Source organism: Hymenobacter armeniacus, from assembly GCF_014699055.1.
Lineage (GTDB): Bacteria > Bacteroidota > Bacteroidia > Cytophagales > Hymenobacteraceae > Hymenobacter > Hymenobacter armeniacus.
This window is the reverse complement of the sequence record NZ_JACXAC010000002.1, coordinates 513,624-532,559: the sequence shown is the minus strand read 5'-3', so window position 1 is coordinate 532,559 and position 18,936 is coordinate 513,624. Positions and strand designations below refer to the sequence as shown.

At 61.5% G+C, this 18,936-nt stretch carries 16 protein-coding genes; 2 read left to right on the top strand and 14 right to left on the bottom strand.

Annotated elements, in window-relative coordinates; all coding sequences use genetic code 11:
* Positions 1 to 97: 97 nt before the first annotated feature.
* Positions 98 to 1,012 carry a M20/M25/M40 family metallo-hydrolase gene (locus IC234_RS06685; RefSeq protein ID WP_190923076.1) on the bottom strand — a complete coding sequence of 305 codons (915 nt, stop codon included), beginning with the start codon at positions 1,010 to 1,012 and terminating at the stop codon, positions 98 to 100.
* 114 nt (positions 1,013 to 1,126) lie between these two features.
* On the opposite strand from IC234_RS06685, the gene IC234_RS06680 reads away from it, so the two are divergent.
* Entirely contained in the window at positions 1,127 to 2,380 is a 1,254-nt protein-coding gene (locus tag IC234_RS06680) for a tetratricopeptide repeat protein (protein ID WP_190923075.1), read from the top strand.
* A 70-nt stretch (positions 2,381 to 2,450) separates the two neighbouring features.
* Positions 2,451 to 3,752 carry a hypothetical protein gene (locus IC234_RS06675; protein ID WP_190923074.1) on the top strand — a complete coding sequence of 434 codons (1,302 nt, stop codon included), beginning with the start codon at positions 2,451 to 2,453 and terminating at the stop codon, positions 3,750 to 3,752.
* Here IC234_RS06675 and IC234_RS06670 read toward each other — a convergent pair.
* The 13 genes from IC234_RS06670 to IC234_RS06610 all read right to left on the bottom strand — a co-directional run bounded on the left by IC234_RS06670 (position 3,749) and on the right by IC234_RS06610 (position 18,903).
* Positions 3,749 to 4,540, bottom strand: a complete 792-nt coding sequence (locus IC234_RS06670; RefSeq protein WP_190923073.1) for a formyl transferase — start codon at positions 4,538 to 4,540, stop codon at positions 3,749 to 3,751. The genes IC234_RS06675 and IC234_RS06670 overlap by 4 nt on opposite strands.
* Positions 4,537 to 5,556 (bottom strand): polysaccharide deacetylase family protein, encoded by a 1,020-nt coding sequence (locus IC234_RS06665; RefSeq protein WP_190923072.1) that lies wholly within the window; start codon positions 5,554 to 5,556, stop codon positions 4,537 to 4,539. Before IC234_RS06665 ends, IC234_RS06670 begins: the two co-directional genes overlap by 4 nt.
* A gap of 62 nt (positions 5,557 to 5,618) precedes the next feature.
* Positions 5,619 to 6,851 (bottom strand): glycosyltransferase, encoded by a 1,233-nt coding sequence (locus IC234_RS06660; RefSeq protein ID WP_190923071.1) that lies wholly within the window; start codon positions 6,849 to 6,851, stop codon positions 5,619 to 5,621.
* Between the two features lie 230 nt (positions 6,852 to 7,081).
* A complete protein-coding gene (locus IC234_RS06655) occupies positions 7,082 to 8,272 on the bottom strand; it encodes a glycosyltransferase (RefSeq protein ID WP_190923070.1) in 1,191 nt (396 codons plus the stop codon).
* A 67-nt stretch (positions 8,273 to 8,339) separates the two neighbouring features.
* Positions 8,340 to 9,245: a glycosyltransferase family 2 protein gene (locus IC234_RS06650; RefSeq protein WP_190923069.1), complete on the bottom strand. Its 906-nt coding sequence runs from the start codon at positions 9,243 to 9,245 to the stop codon at positions 8,340 to 8,342.
* Positions 9,246 to 9,254: 9 nt separating this feature from the next.
* Entirely contained in the window at positions 9,255 to 10,130 is an 876-nt protein-coding gene (locus IC234_RS06645) for a hypothetical protein (protein ID WP_190923068.1), read from the bottom strand.
* A gap of 6 nt (positions 10,131 to 10,136) precedes the next feature.
* Entirely contained in the window at positions 10,137 to 11,267 is a 1,131-nt protein-coding gene (locus IC234_RS06640) for a glycosyltransferase family 61 protein (RefSeq protein ID WP_190923067.1), read from the bottom strand.
* Between the two features lie 3 nt (positions 11,268 to 11,270).
* The gene (locus IC234_RS06635) at positions 11,271 to 12,653 is read right to left on the bottom strand and encodes an oligosaccharide flippase family protein (protein ID WP_190923066.1); all 1,383 of its coding nucleotides are present in this window, start codon (positions 12,651 to 12,653) and stop codon (positions 11,271 to 11,273) included.
* A 111-nt stretch (positions 12,654 to 12,764) separates the two neighbouring features.
* Entirely contained in the window at positions 12,765 to 13,889 is a 1,125-nt protein-coding gene (gene gmd / locus IC234_RS06630; RefSeq protein WP_190923065.1) for a GDP-mannose 4,6-dehydratase, read from the bottom strand.
* Positions 13,890 to 13,969: 80 nt separating this feature from the next.
* Positions 13,970 to 14,902, bottom strand: coding sequence for an NAD-dependent epimerase/dehydratase family protein (locus IC234_RS06625; RefSeq protein WP_190923064.1), 933 nt, complete (start codon positions 14,900 to 14,902; stop codon positions 13,970 to 13,972).
* A gap of 296 nt (positions 14,903 to 15,198) precedes the next feature.
* On the bottom strand, positions 15,199 to 16,251 hold the full coding sequence (locus IC234_RS06620) for a Gfo/Idh/MocA family oxidoreductase (RefSeq protein ID WP_190923063.1): 1,053 nt from the start codon (positions 16,249 to 16,251) through the stop codon (positions 15,199 to 15,201).
* Positions 16,252 to 16,347: 96 nt separating this feature from the next.
* Complete coding sequence (locus IC234_RS06615) at positions 16,348 to 17,247, bottom strand: glycosyltransferase family A protein (RefSeq protein ID WP_190923062.1); 900 nt, start codon at positions 17,245 to 17,247, stop codon at positions 16,348 to 16,350.
* Between the two features lie 261 nt (positions 17,248 to 17,508).
* Positions 17,509 to 18,903 (bottom strand): lipopolysaccharide biosynthesis protein, encoded by a 1,395-nt coding sequence (locus tag IC234_RS06610; protein ID WP_190923061.1) that lies wholly within the window; start codon positions 18,901 to 18,903, stop codon positions 17,509 to 17,511.
* Positions 18,904 to 18,936 lie beyond the last annotated feature (33 nt).

Sequence of the window (18,936 nt, the reverse complement as noted above, 5' to 3'; positions counted from 1 at the left end):
CAGCGAGCCCACCGGTCTACGGTGCAAATTTCGGAGGTAATGCCCGATAACCCACCCTGCTTTTGAGAAATAGCAGGATAAATAGGCACATCCCGGGTTATAACTCCCGCATCAGCACCTGATACAGCGCCAGCATGCTGGCAATGTCGCGCTTGTCGACCAGCTCATCGGGCGAGTGCACGTGGTCTTCGGGCGCCCCCACAAAACACCAGTCCCAGGGCGCGGCCGCGTGCTGCAGCTCCTTGGCATCGGAGCCGCCGCTGCCTTCTACTTCGAGCTGGTGCGGAACGCCCGACGCAGTGGCGATGGCCCGAATGCGGTCGACGTAGGCCCGGCGCGGAATGAGGGAGTCGCGTAGCGAAATGGCGCAGCCCTGGCCGGCGTGCACGCCTTCGGTCACCCAGGTGATGTCGGAAATCAGGGCCTGGCGCACGCCGTAGGTTTCGTAGATGAATTTAGCCAGGTAGGCCACCGAACCGCCGCCGTGCTCTTCCCAGCAGGAAAAGGCCACAATGCCGTGCTCCAGGGTTTCGCACAGGCGCAGGGCGTTCCACACGCCGAGGCGGTTGTCGAGGTAGCAGCTCTGGACGGTGGTGTCGGTTTCGCGAAAGTCGCAGTAGAACGTGAGCTCGGTGCCGCGGTCAATGTCGCGGTGGAACGCATAGCCCAGTTCCCCGGTTTCGTCATCTATTGTTAGTGTGCAATCTATCTGTCCTTGCGAATCCTCCCCTACCAGGCGGTAGCCGGCCTCGGCCTGCGGCCCGCCGATGCGCACCAGCTGCCGGCCGTAGCGCACGGTGAACCCGATGCTGTCCATGTGGGCAAACACGGCCGTGCGCGGCTGCCCAAACACCAGCACGATGCAGTCCTGAAACCGGTCGTCGGCGATGACTTGGGGCTGGTGCCGCCAAGTGCCCTGGTGCTGGCGCACGTAGTCGAGCACAAAGCGGGTAAGGGCCGATTCGTTGCCGGAAGGTGCCTGAATGCGGCAAAGGGAGCGCAACAATTGCATAAGCAGGGGAATTGTCGCCCAAAGCTAGGCCAAAGTCCGTACTTTAGCAGGCCCGTTTCCTTTGGTCTGCTTTTCGCCGGGCCGCGGCGCCGGTCCGCTTTCTACTCGCTTTCTATGCTGCGCTCGCTGTTTTGTATCTGCCTGGGGCTGCTCTTCGCGCCGCTGCTGGCCAGTGCTCAGAAGCCCGATACAATTCGCACCCCTCCGCCCATCAAAACGGTGGCCCTCGACACGGTGGGCGTGCTTCCCTCGGCCATCGACACCAAGGGCTGGCTGCTGCTCGACAAGGACATCCAGCTCGAGCTCGACGGCGCGGTGCACAACATCTACAATTTCAAGTACGACCGGGCCGAGAAGCAGTTCCGCTCCCTGCGGCGGCGCTACCCCAACCACCCCATGCCGTACTTTCTGCTGGGGCTGAGCACGTGGTGGAAAATCATGCCCACCAACTTCCAGACCAACCAGTACGACAAGACCTTCTTCGCCTACATGGACACGGCCGTGACCAAGGCCCAGAAGCTCTACGACGCCGACAACAACAACTACGAAGCCAGCTTCTTCCTCTCGGCCGCTTACGGCTTCGACGCCCGCCTGCACGCCGAGCGCCACGATTGGCGCAAAGCCACCGTGGGTGCCCGCCGCTCACTCAATTTTCTCAAAAAGAGCCAGGAAGCCAACGGCCTGAGCCCCGAGTTTCAGTTTGGGCAGGCACTGTTCAACTACTACGCCGTCTGGATTCCGGACAACTACCCGCTGCTGAAACCCGTGCTGCTGTTCTTCCCGAAGGGCGACAAAAAGCTGGGCATGCAACAGCTCCGCAGCGTGGCCAACAACGGCTTTTACACCGCCACCGAGGCGCGCGTTTTTCTCATGCGCATCCTCAAAAACGAGGAAAACAACGCCGAAGAAGCCATGCCCGTGGCGCGCTACCTGGCCACCACCTTCCCCGACAACGGCTATTTCCAGCGCTTCTACGCCCTGCTGGCCTACGACCAAGGCGAGTTTGCCGACTGCGAGCGGGTGAGCCGCGAAATCCTGGACAAAATCAACAAGGGCATGCCCGGCTACGAAGGCATCAGCGGGCGCTACGCCAGCTACTTCCTGGGCTACCTGATGCAGAACCGCTACCGCGACCTGGCCAAGGCCAAGGACTACTACCAGCGGTGCATCGTGTTTGCCGAAAGCACCGGCGACACTTCCGGCGGGTTTTATTTGTTCGCCAACGTGAACCTGGCCCGGCTGGCCGTGCGCGACAAAGACACGGCCGCCGCCAAGCGCTACTACGCCGTCATTGCCGACAAAGCCGACCGCAAGTCGGAGCAGTACAAGGAGGCCAAAGCGTGGCTGAAAAAGAACGGAAAGGCCTGATATGCTTAGTTTACAAGACTTATTCCTTACGCCAATATTTCTGGCTTTCTTCTATTTGATAGCCTACGGGGTGCGGGATAAATTTTCCAACGCCTACACGCGTCGTTATTTCATTCCCGCCCTTACGCTCAAGTTCATCGGGGGCATTGCGCTGGGGTTGATTTACGAATACTACTACGGCGGGGGCGACACGACGGGTTACTGGCGGCACGCCTCGTACATCCAGAATGCTTTCCACGATTCTTTCCAGGCGGGCCTGAAGCTAATGCTGACCAGCGGCGGCGCCTACGACCCGCAAACGGCGAAGTATACCACCGCCATGTACTGGTACCAGCCGGGCTCTTCGGAGTACCTCATTGTTCGAATCACGGCGTTCTTCGGCCTGTTTTGTGGCAATACCTACACCGTCATTGCCCTGTTCTTTGCTTTTATCAGCTTCAGCGGGGTGTGGGCGATGTATCTCACCTTCATCAAAATCCGGCCCCAGTTATATAAGGAATTGGCCACGGCTACGCTGTTTGTGCCCTCGGTATTTTTCTGGGGGTCGGGGCTCATGAAAGACTCCCTATGCATTGGGGCACTGGGCTGGGTCTTTTACTGCTTTTACAAAGGCGCCATTCAGAAGCGCAGCATCCTGTTTTGCGCCGTGATGGGCTTTTTCTTCGCCTACTTCATCGTGTTGGTGAAGGTGTATATCCTGCTGTGCTTCCTGCCAGCGGCGCTGCTGTGGGTATTCAACGAAAACAGCTCGCGCATCAAGAGCCCGTTGCTGCGCATCATAGCCAAGCCCTTTTTCCTGAGTATCGGCGCGGGTCTGGCCTTTTTCGCCGCCACCAACCTCACCAAAGGCGACGACCGTTACGACGTGGAGGTAATTGGCCAGCGCAGCAAAATCGTGTCCGAATACCTGTACGAAACGAGTGTCCGGCAAAACGGCTCGGCCTACACCTTGGGCGAGCAGGATGGTACGCTCGGCGGCATGATGAAGCTGGTGCCGCAGGCCATTGTGGTGTCGCTGTACCGCCCTTTTTTGTGGGAGGTAAAAAACCCCGTCATGCTGCTTTCGGCGGTGGAAGCGCTGGTGTTTTTGATTTTCACCCTGCGCATCATCATCCGCTCGGGGTTCTTCAAGACGATGTCGCTCATCATCAGCACGCCGTCGCTCACGCTGTGCTTTCTGTTCGCCCTGGCGTTTTCGGCCACGGTGGGCATCGTGTCGAATAACTTCGGTACGCTGGTGCGCTACAAAATCCCGATGATGCCGTTTTACCTGGCCGGGCTGTACATCACCCAAAGCATGAGCGTGCCGCGTCGACAGACAGCCGCCACAGCCCAGCGCCAGCAGGCCGGCGGACGCCTGGTGCCCGCCTAGCGCACGCCGGTGCGGCGCCGGTTGGCCCAATACTCGCTTAGCGTGGGGTGCGACCACAGCCGCGAAGTGCCCTCGGGCGCGGGCCGCAACTGGATGTTGCCGCGCAAGGCGGCCCGCACGGCCTCTTTCAGCAAGGGCATGCCGGCGATGAGCTGGTGCAGCGGATAAGTGGCAAAATTGTCTTCGGGACCGGGCTGAATGAGGGCCTGCGCGATGATGCCGCCGGTGTCGATGCCGGCATCGACCAGGTGCACCGACACGCCACAGTGGGCCGCGTCGTTGTTGGCCAGGGCCCAGTAGCCGCCGTGCACGCCGCGGTACAGCGGCGTGATGCCGGCGTGGGTGTTCAGAAACGGGCAGGGCACGCTGGTGAGCACGCGCTTGGCGATGATGCGCGTGCCGTTTACCACCACCACGTCGGGGTTCAGGGCTTGGAGCTGGGCGATGCAGGCCGGGTCGTTCACCGAGGGCACCCGGATGGTGCGGTCCTCGGGCAAGGGCTGGGCGTTGAGCTGGTGGGCTTGCTTGAGCGCCGTCAGGCGTGGCTGCGAGGCGCGGCCCAGCGGCCCGGCCACGGCCAGCTTAAAGGCAATTTGGCCCAGCACGGTGGCCCAGCCCAGCTTTTCGGCCCGGCGCTTGAGCAGCTGCTTTTGGCTCACGGGCGTTTCGACGATGATGCGATGCACCCCAAACTCAGCATCCAGCGCGTGAAACAGGATGTTGGTGGACTCGCCGGGGCCGGCCAGCATCACGATTTTCTTACCGGCAAATTCTGGGGCAACGCTCATGCGGCGGGGGAATTAGAATACGATGAAAGACGGTCGGCCACTTCGCCCATGCTCAGGCTCTCGAAACCGTAGCGGGCCTGCAGGCGGCGGAAATGCTGGGCAATGCGGCGCAGTACGGCCATGTTTTCGGCCAGGTTCACGCCAAAATTATGCGGGTGCCACCACAGGTGGAACACTTCGCCGTGCTTGGCTGCGTGCTCCATGCCCGCCAGAATGCGGCGCAGGCGCAAGCCCTCCAGTGCCTTGAGCCGCCCCGACCACGGCCGCAGGAAGCGGCTGGCGGGCACATTGTAGGGAAAGCTGCGGGCCATGTCGGCCCAGCGCGCCGTGTGCTGGCCTGAGAGGTTGACGTAGGCGTCGAGCAGCCGCGCGCCGCGCTTGTACAGCGCCTGCTGCTCCTCGCTGCGCTCCTTGTATATCCACGACTGCTCGTTGCCGCGGTAGCTGCTGATGCCCGCCGCGCGGCAGGTTTCGAGGTACTGGGCGTTGTACTGGTTGCGCGGAAACACCAGGCTGCGCAAGGCCATGCCCTGCTCCGCCCCTACCCGCACGGCGGTTTCGATGTCGTGCCGAAAACTCTCCACCGTTTGGCCGCGCTCCAGGCAGTAATAGTGGCAGAAGGTATGCGAGGCCATTTCTTGCCCCGGCGTAGCCCGAATCTGGTTGATGAGCGAACGGCCGAAATGGTAGGGGTCGTGGGCTTCGTCCTCCCCCACTTGGTCGAGCACGAGGTAAGGCGAGAGGTTGGGGTCGGCGTATTCGGGGCGCACCGCGGGCAGGTGGGCCAGCATTTCCGCTTTGGTTTCAAAGAACAGCAGGCCCACCGTGGCCCAGGTCACGTGCAGGCCGAACTCGGCAAACAGCGCCAGCATGGCCGGAATGGCTTGGCGCACGCCCAACAGGTTGGCGCCGTACTGGGCCAGCGTCTGTTGGTCGCGCACGCCCCAGTTGATTTCAAAATCGAGGGAAATGACCAGGGCACCGGGTATGGCCGCGGCGGAAGGTGAAATAGACATGCTTTTATTGAAAGAAAAATAGAAGCTTCCCGGCCAGGTACGCGGGCCGGGAAGCCCCGGCGCTACCCCACAGCCAACTCGAGGGTTTTGCCCACGGGCAGCAACTGCGCGTAGGCCTCGCGGGCGCGGTTGATGCTGCGGTGCCGCACGGCCAGCCCGCGGATGCGCGTCCGATAATCGGGCTCGCGCAACAGTGCGTCGAGCCGCGTCAGGGCCGCGGGCACGCTGCCGGGCTGGCTCAGGTCGAACACGGCCCCGCCGCCTTCGGCTTCCATGATGGCCGAGTCGTCGCCCACGCCGGTGGTCACCAGCACGGGCAGGCCGCTGGCCCAATATTCCCCGATTTTAATGGCCGAGCAAAACAGCCGGCAAGGCGCCGGCCGAATGGGCGCAAACGCAAAATCGGCGGCTGAGAGGTAGTCCGGCACCTCGTTGTGCGGCGCTTTGGTCACAAACACGCGGTCGGGGCCCAGCCCCACGGCAGCCAGCTTGCGGCGCACGTTGGCTTCGGCATTGGGCGTGAGGATGATGAGCCGAAAGCCGGGGCCAAAGTGGTCGGCAGCGGAGCGAAACAGGTCGAAGGCTTCCTGGTCGTAATAGATGTCGCCGAACTTGCCCACGTAAATGCCCACCAGCGCTTCAGGCGCGGTGTAGCCCAGCCGCTGGCGCACCCGCTGCCCCGCCTCCGCGTTGGGCGCGAAAGCCTCGGCGTTGACCGAGCACGGCACCGTAACGATGCGCTCGGCCCGCACGCCTTCTTTGATGAGCTGTTGCCGGTAGTTTTCGGCTACGGGCATCAGGCCCAGCGCCAGCTGTTTCTGGCGCTTTTCCCAGTGCCGCTGGAACAGGTAGCGAGGGTCGTAGGCGCGCCACACGCCCGATTCGAGCATGTAGTCGGCGTGCGGCTCGAAGGACTCCACATAGAAGGGCATCTTCGTCTTCTGCCACACCAGGTAGGCCAGCGCGCCAGCCGGGGCGCCGCGCGCCAGAATAAAATCGGGCTTAAACTCCTTTACCTGCCGCACCAGCTCGCCCGGGAAGCGGGTGAAATCTTCGATTTTATTAAGGATAACGTTGCGTCCGGGCCGGGAACGCAGGGGCTCAAACGTGATTTTGGCAGGGGCGAAACCGGGGTCAAACGTCAGCTCGGCCTGCGCATCGGCGCCGCGCTCCACCGTCACGAGCCGAATGGCCGACACGTTTTCCCGCTCCTGCAGCAGGCGCAGGTGCGGGAAAACGGTGGACGACGTAAGGCCGTCGTTCAGGCCCCAATAACTCAAAAACAGTATTCGCATAAAGGTGAATGGCTCAACAAGCGCAGAAACGGGCTGGAATCCGCAGCTTTTTTCCGGCACGCCATTCCGCTGTTTGGCGGAGAAGCGCCCAGTTTTCGGTCACCCTGACGACGCAGGCCAAGCAACTCGGCGACGTTGTCCTGTTTGCGTCGGAGCAACAGCACAAAGGTAGTAGACCTTAATTTGTCGGTGAGAGCATGCCAATGCTAGATTCCCGGTCCTGCACCGGTTCAGCCAAAAAATTGCTGATAGGCCTCGCGGGCCCGCTCAGGCGAGCGATGACGCACTGCCAACGCGGTGGCATCGGCCCGGTGGTTGGTTTGTTGCAGAAGCCCTTCAATCCGCACCAATGCCGCTTTTACACTCTCAGGCTGGGTTAAATCAAACGTAGCGCCACCGCCCTCCCGCTCCACGATGCCGCTGTCGTCGCCTACGCCTTCGGCCAGCAAAATGGGCAAGCCGCTGGCCCAGTATTCGCCCACTTTGATGGGTGAAAGGCCCGGCGTGGGCCGGGAAAGCAGAAAAGCAAAATCTGCCGCAGCTAGATAGTCAGGCACTTCGGCATGCGGCGCCCGCTTCACCAGGCAATGCGCCGGGTTGAGGCCGGCGGCCGCCAGCCGGGCCTCTACCCCGGCGGCCGGGTGGGCCGTGAGCACAATGAGCCGGAACGCAGCCCCAAAGTGCGCGGCTGCCTGTGCAAAAATGTCGAAAGCTTCGTCTTCGTAATAAATGCCGCCGAATTTTCCCACATAAATGCCCACCACTGCATCGTTGCCATATTCCAAGGCCTGGCGCTGCCGCACCCGCCGGGCCGCGTCGAACCCGAAAGTGGCCATGTTCACCGAGCAAGGCACCGTTACAAGCTGTCGGGCCGGCACCCCTTCGGCAATAAGCAGGCGACGGTGCGCTTCGGCTACCGGCATAAGGCCCAACGCATTCTTTTTCTGCTGCTGCTCCATGTATACCTGCACCAGATAGCGCGGGTCATAGGGTTTCCACACGCCACCGTTGCGCATGTATTCGGCATGGGGCTCAAACGATTCAACGTAAAACGGCAGCCCACAACGGCGCGCCGCCAAGTACGCCAACGCCCCGGCCGGGGCGCCGCGAGCCAATAGCACGGTGCTGCCTTCCGCTTTGGCCAAAGCGGCCAATTCGCGCGGAAAACGAACGAAGTCATCTACTTTATTGAGCAACAATATTTTGTGCTCGCGCGAAAGCAATGGCCGAAAGCTAATCTTCGTGTTGGGAAACGGCAGGCGAAGGGTTAAATCGGCTTGCGTTTCGACGCCCCGTTCCACCGTCGTCAGCGTGATGTGTTCCACGTCATCCCGCTCTTGTAACAAGCGCAGGTGCGGGAAGATGGTCGAAATGGTGAGCGGCTCGTGCAGGCTCCAGTAACCAATAAAAAGTATTCGCACAAAAATAAAAGCAGGTGAACAACGATGCTACCCCTAACGTAAAAACGCGCGGGCCGGCTGCGTTGGCTTAGCTCCGCAATTTTTTTAACCGCTCAATCATGCCCACGCCCACGAGGGAGCGAGCCACCAAGGCGAGTCCCTGGCTCAGCGAAAGCCCCGGCCAAGCCTGCCGGGCGTAGCGCAAGGCCGGGGCGCGGTGCCCATCGGCGTAAGCGTGAATGGCGCACAGGTAATACACGCGCCCGAGCAGGCGGCGCCGCTGCTCGGGGCTAAGGGTCAGGTGCTGCTGCATCCATGCCCCGGCCAGTTCCAGGCGCCGAATGAGGCCGGCGTTGTCGGCCCGCATCGAACGGGTGTCGTGGTCGTTCATGGTCACGGTCAGGGCGTCGAGCAACAGCACCGTGTCGTGTTGAGTGTTTTGCAACAAAAACAGCCAGTCTTCCACGGCCGCGTAGCGGCGGTCTTCCTCGAAGAGAAACAAGCCAGGGTTCAGGCGCCGGGCTGCGAAATTGCAGGCCAGCATGTTGCCGTCGATGAACGTGTCAAACCCGTAGTGGCCCGCTGGCACGGTGGCTACGGGGCTGGGGTGCCGGCGGCCGTCGCGGGCAAAATCGTAACGGGTAGCCACGAAGTTAGGCGACGTAGGCGCTGCCTGAATACCGGCGCGGAGCGTGCGCAAGTGGTTAGGGTGCAGCAAGTCGTCGGAGTCCAGAAACAACACGTATTCGCCCCGAGCCCGCGCCACGCCGTAGTTGCGGGCGGCGCCGCGCTCGGCGTTGGGTTTGGGGAAGTAGTGCAGGCGCGGGTCAGTATAAGCTTGCACCACCGCCGCCGTGTTGTCGGTGCTGCCATCGTCCACTACCAGCACTTCAAACTCCGAAAAATCCTGAGCAAGCACCGAGTCGAGCGTCGCGCCGATGAAAGCGGCGCGGTTGTAGGTCGGAATAACGACGCTGAAATACGGATTGGTCATGACGCGGAATTAGGGCAGCAGCTTGAACCGCGTTTTCAGGTAATACAGCTCCAACGGACTGGAAAACACTTGCTTGTCGATTATTTCCATGAGCGATGGGTGGCGGTCGTACTGGTGCACAATGTTGGCGCGGTGGCCCTGGCCGTCGAGCAGGTAGCCTTGCGCATCGTGCTTGAACGCGTGCTCGTGCCCCACGGTAAGGATGGGCGAGTTGTCGTTGTAGAGCTGGCGCACGGGCTTTAGCGCGCCGGCGTGCAGCAGGGCATTGTGCACGGCCTGGTCGGCGCAGGCATACGCATCCTTCAGCCCCAGAATGGCGGTGAGCAGGGTGTGCAGGTAGCGCTTCACTTCCGGCAACGGGCCCAGCGTGGTGCCGGCGCAACTCACGATGTGCTCGGCCAATTCGTTCAGCTTTTCTTGGCCGTAGCCGGCCAGTATCCAAGCCGAATTATAAGTGCAGGACCCGATGATTTTCTCCCGGCTTTCCATGGCCACGTACAGCGCCTGCTCAATGGTAAAGTCGAAGGGCTCCTTTTGAAACACCACGTCGCGCACATCGGTCAGCAGCACGTTGCCGAACTCGTTTTCGTGCTTGAGGATGTAGTCGTAGTACAGGAAATGCCGGAAGTTGTAAATGTGGATGGGGTCCGGCAATTGCTTGAAATTGTCGGGGTGCGGGTTGCTGATGTAGGGGAATTCGGGCTTGTAGGAAATGGTTTCCACGCCCATGCTCTGCAGCTTGCTGATGGTGTGCGCCCCGGTATTGGGCCCCACAAACAGGCACATCTTACCCTTGAACCCACTTTTATACAAGGATTTAAAAAAGCGCGACAGGTGGAAAAAATTATAATTGTCGCTGATGCTAAGAATCAGGTTCGGCTTCATACGGAATCAAACGGATGGAAACAAACTGGCAAACACTTCCTGCAGGGCAGCATACTCCACCACTACGTCGGAGTCGTTGGCCTGCCAATTATCGCCGGTGCTCGCGGCCTGGCAGGGCACGCAGTAGTAGCTCAATTGCAAGGAGTTGGCCAGGTAATAATAACAGGGGTTGAATACCGCCTCGTGGGTGCTGTTGTTCATCAGCTCCACCACGGCGGCGGCGGGCCGCAGAAAAAGCATGTTGGTGAGGTTGGCGCCGTGCACGCCCACCAGCACGGTGGTTTCGGTCATCAGGCGCACCTGCTCGGCAAAGCTGAGCTCCTCAAAGTACACCGTCTCGAACCCGTACTGCCGCAGCAGGGGCTCGATGGCGGTTTCGTTGAGGAGCCGGCGCAAGCGCTGCCGGCTCCGCGACACGTACACGCGCCGCTCGCCAGCAAAGCCCTTGAGGTGCAACGCTTCTATCACCCGGTCGCGCGCGGCCAGGCTCAGGGCCCCGTCCTGGAAGCCCGACGGCGCCGGGTAATCGGGCATGGCCAGCTCGGGCACGTTGGCCACGGTTTCGGGCGGCAAGGGCAGCAGGCGCTCAAACCCAAACATGGCCGCGGTCTGGCGCACGTAGGCCGGAACGGGCTCGAATAGCAGCAGCGGGCAGCCGGGGTGGGTGCGTTGCAGCAGCAGCAGGCGCGGCAGGGTGTCCACCATCCAGTGGTAATAGTTGCCCGCGGCCCAGGGCCCGTGCACCAGGCCCACCACCTCCGGGGTAGTCACGTCCTGATGGCGGCCCATCCACTGCCGCAGCAGAAACGTGCCGTTGAATTCGGGCGGCAGGCGGGGCGTGGCCCACACGCTGGGCAAAAACAGCCGGAACTGCTGAAAAACCACCCCGTGCCACGACACCACCGCATTGCGCAGCCGATGCACGCGCCGCTCGGCCAGGGCAATGCCGTGCCCAAATAAGGCCCGAAAGCTGGCGGGCAACTGGTCGGCGTTGCGCGGCAGCGGCACCGGCTGGGCTGGCACCGCGGGCAGGAGCACGGGGCCGTCGGCCACCGTCCAGGGGCCACGCAGCCCACCCAGCACCTGAATGCCGCGGTCCGACACCTGTTTCACCAGCCGGTAGATGCGTGCCTTCATTTCCTAGGCCATGAAATGATGAATGCCTTCGCGCCCCGCGTAGAGCAACGCCAGCAGGCCCGCGAAATACGCCACCTGCTCGATGGCAATGCGCCAGGAACGCACGCCCATGGTGGCCAGCAGCACGTAGGAGTTCAGCGCCGTCAGCACCAAGCTTACCGCGCTGTAAGCCCCCACTGCGTAGAGGAAGCCGTGGCTCTGAACCACAAAATAGACGGCTGAAAACCGCGCCACCAGCAGCACGATATTAAAAATCAAGTCGTACAGCTGCTTGTGCACAATGGTATACACCGACACGAAGATGTAGTAGTTGATGCGGAAAGCGTAGTAGCCGGCCAGCAGGCAGGCCACCACCCCGGCCGTTTGCCACTGGGCACCAAAAACGGTGGGAAAAATGAGGTCGCCCAGCACGGCCGCGCCCGCAAAGGGAATGGCCAAGCCAAGGAATATTTTCCGGAAGTAGCCCGCGCAAAACTTCCCCAACTGGTCTACGCCGCCCTCGTGGTAGGCCTGCACCGAGTCGCGCATCACCACCGGCGACAAGGCCCCGCCCAGCAGCGAAACCGGCAGCTCCAGCATGCTGGAGGCAAACGCAAACGAGCCCACCTCGGCCGAAGTGCTGAATTTTTTAAACAGCAGAATGGGCAGCTGCGACGACACGATGTTCAGGTAAGTGGAGGGCAATACCTGAACGGGGAAGCGCCGGAAGAAATAAGCCGTTTTCCACAAGCGCCGGAACGGGACCGGGACCGTCAGCAGCCGGGTGATGCGCAAGGGCAGGCGCACCAGCACCACCCCTACCGCCACGAGGCGGTTGAGCATGTCGCCCAAAATGAAGCCGATGGGCGAAGGCCCAAACCACAGCGCGTGCGCAATGGTGTAGCCCTTGCCCGACAGGTTGGCGCTGACGTCGGACACGGCGCGCACGGAGTACTTATTCTCGCGAATGCATAAGGACTGCAAACACGACGAGAGCACCGACACCACCAGCAGAAAGGGTATCCAGTACACCATGTTCCCGATGCTGTGAATATCGAAGAACGACAGAATGCTGTCTTCGAACAGCCACAGCAGCCCCAGAAAACTCACCGAAACCAGCGTGCTCAGCCACAGCGTGAGCTGGGCCAGGGCCGCAAACCGGTCGTTGCGTTTGGGCAGTAGCAGCGCGCCCAAGTAGTTGAGGCTCGACACGATGGACAAGTTGCCCAGCAGGATGCTGAACACCGCGTACTCGCCGTAGTCGGTGGGCCGGTACAGGCGCGAAATCACCGGCGAGAGCAGCATGCCCGCCGCCGTGATGGCCGCCGACCCCGAGAAACCAATCACCGCTTTGCGAAAAACGGGGTTGCTGAAAAACCCCGTTATTTTGGCAAAGGGAGAAGACACTGTAGGCATCAGATAAGGAATTGCCGGATGGCGCCGGGCAAATGAGAGCCGGCCGCGGGAAAGGACTGCGCCGATTCCGCGGCCGGCTCGTGTGCCGGGGTGCCGGCGGGTTTACTGGTGCTGCTCGTGCTGGTAGTTCACCTTGTGGCCGCCTTTCAGCAGGTAGGCGTCGCGCTTGAACAGTTCCACGTCGGCCTGCACCATGTCTTGCACCAGGGCGGCCAGGTCGTACTTGGGCTCCCAGCCCAGCTTGGCCTTGCACTTGGCCGGGTCGCCGATGAGCAGTTCCACTTCCGTGGGGCGGAAGTAAGTGGGGTCGACGCGGCACACGATGCTGCCCACGCGGGCCTGGTACTCGGGCATGGAGCACGACACCACGCGGCCCACTTCGTTCACGCCCTCGCCCTCAAAGGCCACTTCCACGCCCACTTCGGCAAAAGCCAAGCGCACAAACTCGCGCACGGTGGTGGTGACTCCCGTGGCAATCACGAAGTCTTCGGGCTCGTCCTGCTGCAGGATGCGCCACATGGCTTCCACGTAGTCTTTGGCGTGGCCCCAGTCGCGCTTGGCGTCCAGGTTGCCCAGGGCAATGTTTTCGCGCATGCCCAGCACAATTTGCGCCACGCCGCGCGTGATTTTGCGGGTCACGAAAGTTTCGCCGCGCAGCGGGCTTTCGTGGTTGAACAGGATGCCGTTGCAGGCAAACATGCCGTAGGCTTCGCGGTAGTTCACCGTAATCCAGTAGCCGTAGAGCTTGGCCACGGCGTAGGGCGAGCGGGGGTAGAAGGGCGTGGTTTCGCTCTGGGGCACCTGCTGCACCAGCCCGTAGAGTTCCGAGGTGCTGGCCTGATAAATCTTGGTTTTCTTGGTGAGGCCCAGCAGGCGCACGGCTTCCAGAATGCGCAGCGTGCCCACGCCGTCCACGTCGGCCACGTATTCCGGGGCATCAAACGACACCTTCACGTGCGACATGGCGCCGAGGTTGTAAATCTCGTCGGGCTGCACTTCCTGAATGATGCGAATCAAGTTGGTCGAATCCGACAGGTCGCCAAAGTGGTTGGTGAAGTTCGGGTTTTTATTACCGTCCTCGTCGTTGATGAGGTGGTCGATGCGGTCGGTGTTGAAGAGCGACGAACGACGCTTCACGCCGTGCACGTGGTAGCCTTTATCGAGCAAGAATTCGCTTAGGTAGGCACCGTCCTGACCCGTGATGCCGGTAATTAGAGCAACTTTCATAAGGAAAGAGTAAGTAAGTCTGAGGGCTACGCCTCAGTCAATTAGAGATACAAATGTAGCGAGGGGGCACTGTCGCGGGACTAATACGGATAAACCGACTCATAGTAGCGCACGGTGGCTTCAATGCCTTCGGTAAAGTCGGTAAACTGGAAGTCCGGAAACACTTGCCGGAACTTGTGGTCGTCCATGATTTTCTTCGGGGCGCCGTCGGGCATGCTCGTGTCCCACACCAGCTGGCCGGCGTAGTTGAACTTGTCCTGAATGATGCCGATGAGTTCTCGCATGCTCAGGCCGCTATTCTGGGCCAAGTTGGTGGGCTGCTCCAGGCCGGGGCGGTCGGGGTTTTGCAACACCTCCCACACCAAACGGGCAAAATCGGGAGCAAACAGCCATTCGCGGACGGCCACGCCCGTGCCCCACACCGTGAGTTCGGGCTGGCGGGTACGCTCGGCTTTCACGAACTTGGAGACGAGGGCGTTCAGGGCGTGCGCCTTGTTGGGGTCGGTCGAGTCGTAGGGCCCGTACATGTTGGGCGTCAGCAGATGAATGCTGCGTACGCCGTATTGCATCTGGAAGCTCTCGGCGGTGGTCCACAGAAAGCGGCGGCTGGAGCCGTAGCTGAGCACCGACCGGTGCAGGTGCCCGTCCCACCATTCGGCTTCGCGGTACACCAGCGCCTCGGCCGGATAGGCGCAGTTGGCAATGGGGTTGATGACGATGGCACCGGGGCATTCCTGGGCAATGGCCTCGTACATGGCCAGAATCATGCGGGTGTTGTCGGCCACCACCGTAGCGGCCATGCTGGTCACGTAGTGCAGGCTGCCCACGTGGGCGGCACAGTTCACAATGTGGGTGGGCTGGTGCTGGCGTAGGAAAGCGGCCGTGGCCACGGGGTCGCGCAGGTCGAGGCCGCCACGCAGCGAAGTACCCACCACTTCCACGTCGTGCCGGGCCAGCTCGTCGGTTACGTTTTGCCCAGCAAAACCAGTATTACCAAATATTACTACTTTCATACTTAAAATTCAGCCTCTTTCGGGTAAGCAAAGCGCATGCGTCTTTGCCAAGACAAGCCACGCCGGTGCAACGTCGGCGCTTGATTTTGGCATTCTGGGTGGATAAAAGAGGTTGGTGCGCGTGCCTGCTCCGACAGCAGGCGTGAATAACTTCCTGCTGCACTTTTCGTGCAAATGGAATGCAAAGGTAATGGTCAGTTGCCAAAAGCTTTTGCGCAGCTGGCCACCTAGCCGGGTTCGGTCACGCAGGTTAGGCCTTGCCCTAAATCAGACAAGCTGGCCTCACGCGCCCGGCGCTATTCGGCGAAGGGCACCGGCCGCTGCTCGCGGCTGCTCTGCTGCGCCAGCTCCAGTATGCGGATGACGTTGCGCGCTTCCCGGGGCTTCACCAGCAGCTCAGCGCCTTCGCGGACGGCAGCGTAGAGGTTGCGGTAGAAGAGGCCGTAGTCGCCGGGCTCGCTCTTCACCACGGCCGTCAGGTCGAGGCCGGCGTGGGCGGTGGTCAGGCTGCCCCAGTAGGCTTCGGGCTCGCGGCCCCAGCCGGGGGTTTCGGTGGGCGAGGCGCCGCTGCGCAGGGCGTCCTCCTGAATGTCGCGCCCGCGCTTGATGAACGAGCCCTGCTCGCCCAGCACCGTGAACTGCGGAAAGGCATCGCCGGCCAGCATGCTGCCTTTGAGGGTCACTTTTAGGTCGGGGTAACGCAGGCTGAGGTCGAAGCTGTCGATGGCAGCGCCGTGGCGGCGCTGCACGCGCAGGTCGGCCGCTACGGCCTGGGGGTAGCCAAAGAGCTGCACCGCCTGGTCGATGAGGTGGGCGCCCATGTCGTAGAGAATGCCGCTGCCGGGCACGTCCTCTTCCTTCCACGAGCCCGCCAGAATGCCGGGCCGGTAACGGTCGAAATGCGCTTCGTACTCCACCACGCGGCCAAGCAGGCCGCTGCTCATTACCTGGCGCACGGTGCGGAAGTCACTGGTCAGGCGGCGGTTGTGGTACACGGTGAGCAGGCGCTGCTGCTCCTGGGCCAGCGTTATCAGCTCATCGGCTTCGGCAGCGTTCAGGGTGAAAGGCTTGTCGACCACCACGTGCTTGCCCGCGCGCAGGGCCGCCCGCGCCAGGTCGGCATGCCGATGGTTGGGAGCGGCTATTATCACCAGCTCAATGGCCTCGTCGGCCAGCACTTCTTCGGCGCTGTCCACGCGCACGGCGTCGCCGGGCAGCGGCGCCGCGCGGCGGGTGCTCACTTTGCGCAGCCGGAACTGAGGCAGCGCAGTCAGGAACGGCGCGTGGTAAATGCGGCCCGCGTTTCCGTAGCCTATCAGCCCAACGGCAATGGGAAGTACTTCGCTCATAACTATTTGTGTAGCTGCCGCGTCTTGGCGAGGCAGCCTATTGGCGTGGCGCCTCCCTTACCAAGGAGCGTGCCACAGGTCGGCGGTACTGTTGGGCTAGCGCGTAAACTTCTCGGTCTTCTTGGGGTCGAACGACTGGTACAGGGTGGCGCGGTGCTGGGCGTAGGTGGTGGCAAAATCCTGCTGGGCAAAGTTTTCGGCTTTAATGGCCGACGACTTGCGGTGCAGCAGGCCGTATACTCGCTGCTTCACCAAGTTGATGACCCGCTGGCGTTTGAGTTCGGAAACCGGCCGGCCTGTGGCAATTTCCCGGTATTTGTCGTTGATGCCCTCTTCGATGTTCTTTATTTTCAGAAATTTCAACGTGTTGCTATCCTCGTTGATGATGCGCACGAACACGGGCTGCTGGTACCACACCACCTGCAGCGGCAAACACATGATGCGGTAAGTATATTCGTTGTCGACGAAGCGGCTGAGGCTGTGCGTGAGGCCAATGAGCGGCAACGACGAGCGCCGCAGCATTAGGCCGGGTCCGTAAAAGCCAAAGGGCTCCTTCGACTGCTTCCACTTGGCAAAGTGCGTATTGTGCTCAATTAGCTCCAGCGCCTGACCGGTGTAGTTGTCGAAGCCGTCAGCGCCGATAACGTCCACGTCCGGGTTGGCCAGCATGAACTCCTTGCACTCCCGAATGGCCGGGTAGCAAAACACGTCATCGTCGTTTATCCATTTGAGCAGCGTGCCGCGGCAAGCGAGCAGGGCCCGGTTCACGCCGTGGGCCTCGCCCTTGTCGGGCGCCGACATGAAGCCCTGAATGCGGCCGGCGTCATACTGCTCCTGCAGCCACTGGGCGGTACCATCCTTGCTTCCCCCGTCCGACACCACAATTTCCTCGTCGGGCTGCCGGTTCTCTATCAGGTCCGTCAGCGCAATCTTGAGGTAGGACAGTTTATTGAAAGTGGTGATGTAATAGGAAAGGTTGATGGTTGATGGCTCCATAAAGCAAAAAAGAGAACGGCTGATGCGAAAAGTGGTGGCGTTGCCCGGCAACGGGAAGCCATAAATACGAAAACAAACGAAAAGGCGCCTTATGGGCCATGGGAGGGCTTTGCGGCCAGCCACAGGCCCTAGGCTCAGGCAGTTGCCACGCGGCTTTGGCCCGGCAGCACCTGCAAAGGTACGCCTGCTCCTCCCCCAAAGCCGCTTTTGCAGGCCATAGAAACTTGCCGTGCGGCGGCCGCGCCCCTGGGCCTGCGGCCGCTATGCCTTCAAAAACACAGATTCTATCCCAATTCGTAGCCCTTTCAGCAGCAGCAGCGTGGCGCCGAGCAACAGAATGGTTCGCAGCGCAATGCGCACCACGGGCAGGCCCAACAGGTGCAAAATGTGCATGTCGATGAGAAAGATGCACGCCAGGCTGCCCACCCCGAACAGTAGCAGCGCCAGGTCCACGTTGTGCAGGTATACGCCCACGGCCAGCCCGGCAGCGCGCGTCACGAGCAGCAGCAGGTTGGTGAGCAGCAGGTAGCGCTGCTTGCCTAGCACCGTGTAGAGGTTGCCAGTGGCCTGCGATGTAAGCTTGAAAATATAGTAGTAGCCCAGGTAACCGGTGAACACCCCGGCCATTTCCCAGCGCGCCCCGAAGGCGAACTTAAACATCCAGTCGCCGAACACGGTGATGAGCCCCAGCGGCACAATGCCGACGTAAAGCAACTTGTTGTAAATGTTGAGCGTGAGTTCGCGCAGGCGGGGCAGGTCGGTGTGGAATAGCTCCGAAGCTTTCTGGTAAAACACCGGCGCAATGGCCGAGCCCGTGAGCCCTACCGGAATTTCCAGCAGCGTGACCGAAAACGAGTATAGCCCCACCACCGTGGCGCCAAACCCGCTGGTGAGAAAGAAAATGGGCAGCTGCGCCGACAGCGTGTTGACGTAAGTACCCGGCAACGTGTACAGCGGGAACTCCCGAAAGTCATGGGCTGCCTTCCGCACGCGCGCCCAGGAAAACGTGCGCCGCAATTCACCCCACTCGCGGTGAACCCCGCTGCGCAGCAGGGCCACGAAGGTGGTGAGCTTGCTGAAGGCATCGCCCACCACCAAACCGCCTGGGTGGCCGTGCGTGACCAGACCGCAGCCAATGGTGAAGGCCCGGCCCACCACCGTCGTCACCACGTCGACCCCGGCCCGGGTACGAAACTCTTTGGTGCGCGTATACCAGGAGCTCAGCAGCAGCGACAGATTGTAGAACAGCAGCAGCACAGGCAGCAGGTAGAACCACCCGCCCAGGGCCTGCACGTCGAGCCACGCCGTTATCCAGGGGCCAAACATCAGCATCACCAAGCTAAGCAGAACAAACGAGCCCACGGACAGCACCCCCGACAGCTGCATCAGCGACAGGGCGTCTTCCTTGGTTTTGGGCAGCGGCACGGCGCTCTGGTAGGTGAGCGTGGTGAGCAGCGTCAGGTTGCTCACCGCCGCGTTGAGCACCGCCATTTGCCCGTACGCCGCCGGGGGGTAGATGCGCGTCATGATGGGCGTGAGCAAGAAGCCCAACGCCGTGACGGCCGCCGACCCCGAAAACGTGACGAAGAAGTTCTGAGCGAAAGAGCCTTTCTGACGCAAGGGCTGCGTCAGGTCGAGCAGGCGCTGTTTTAACATGAGAATAGTAAAAAGCCGGGGATATTACGCCAA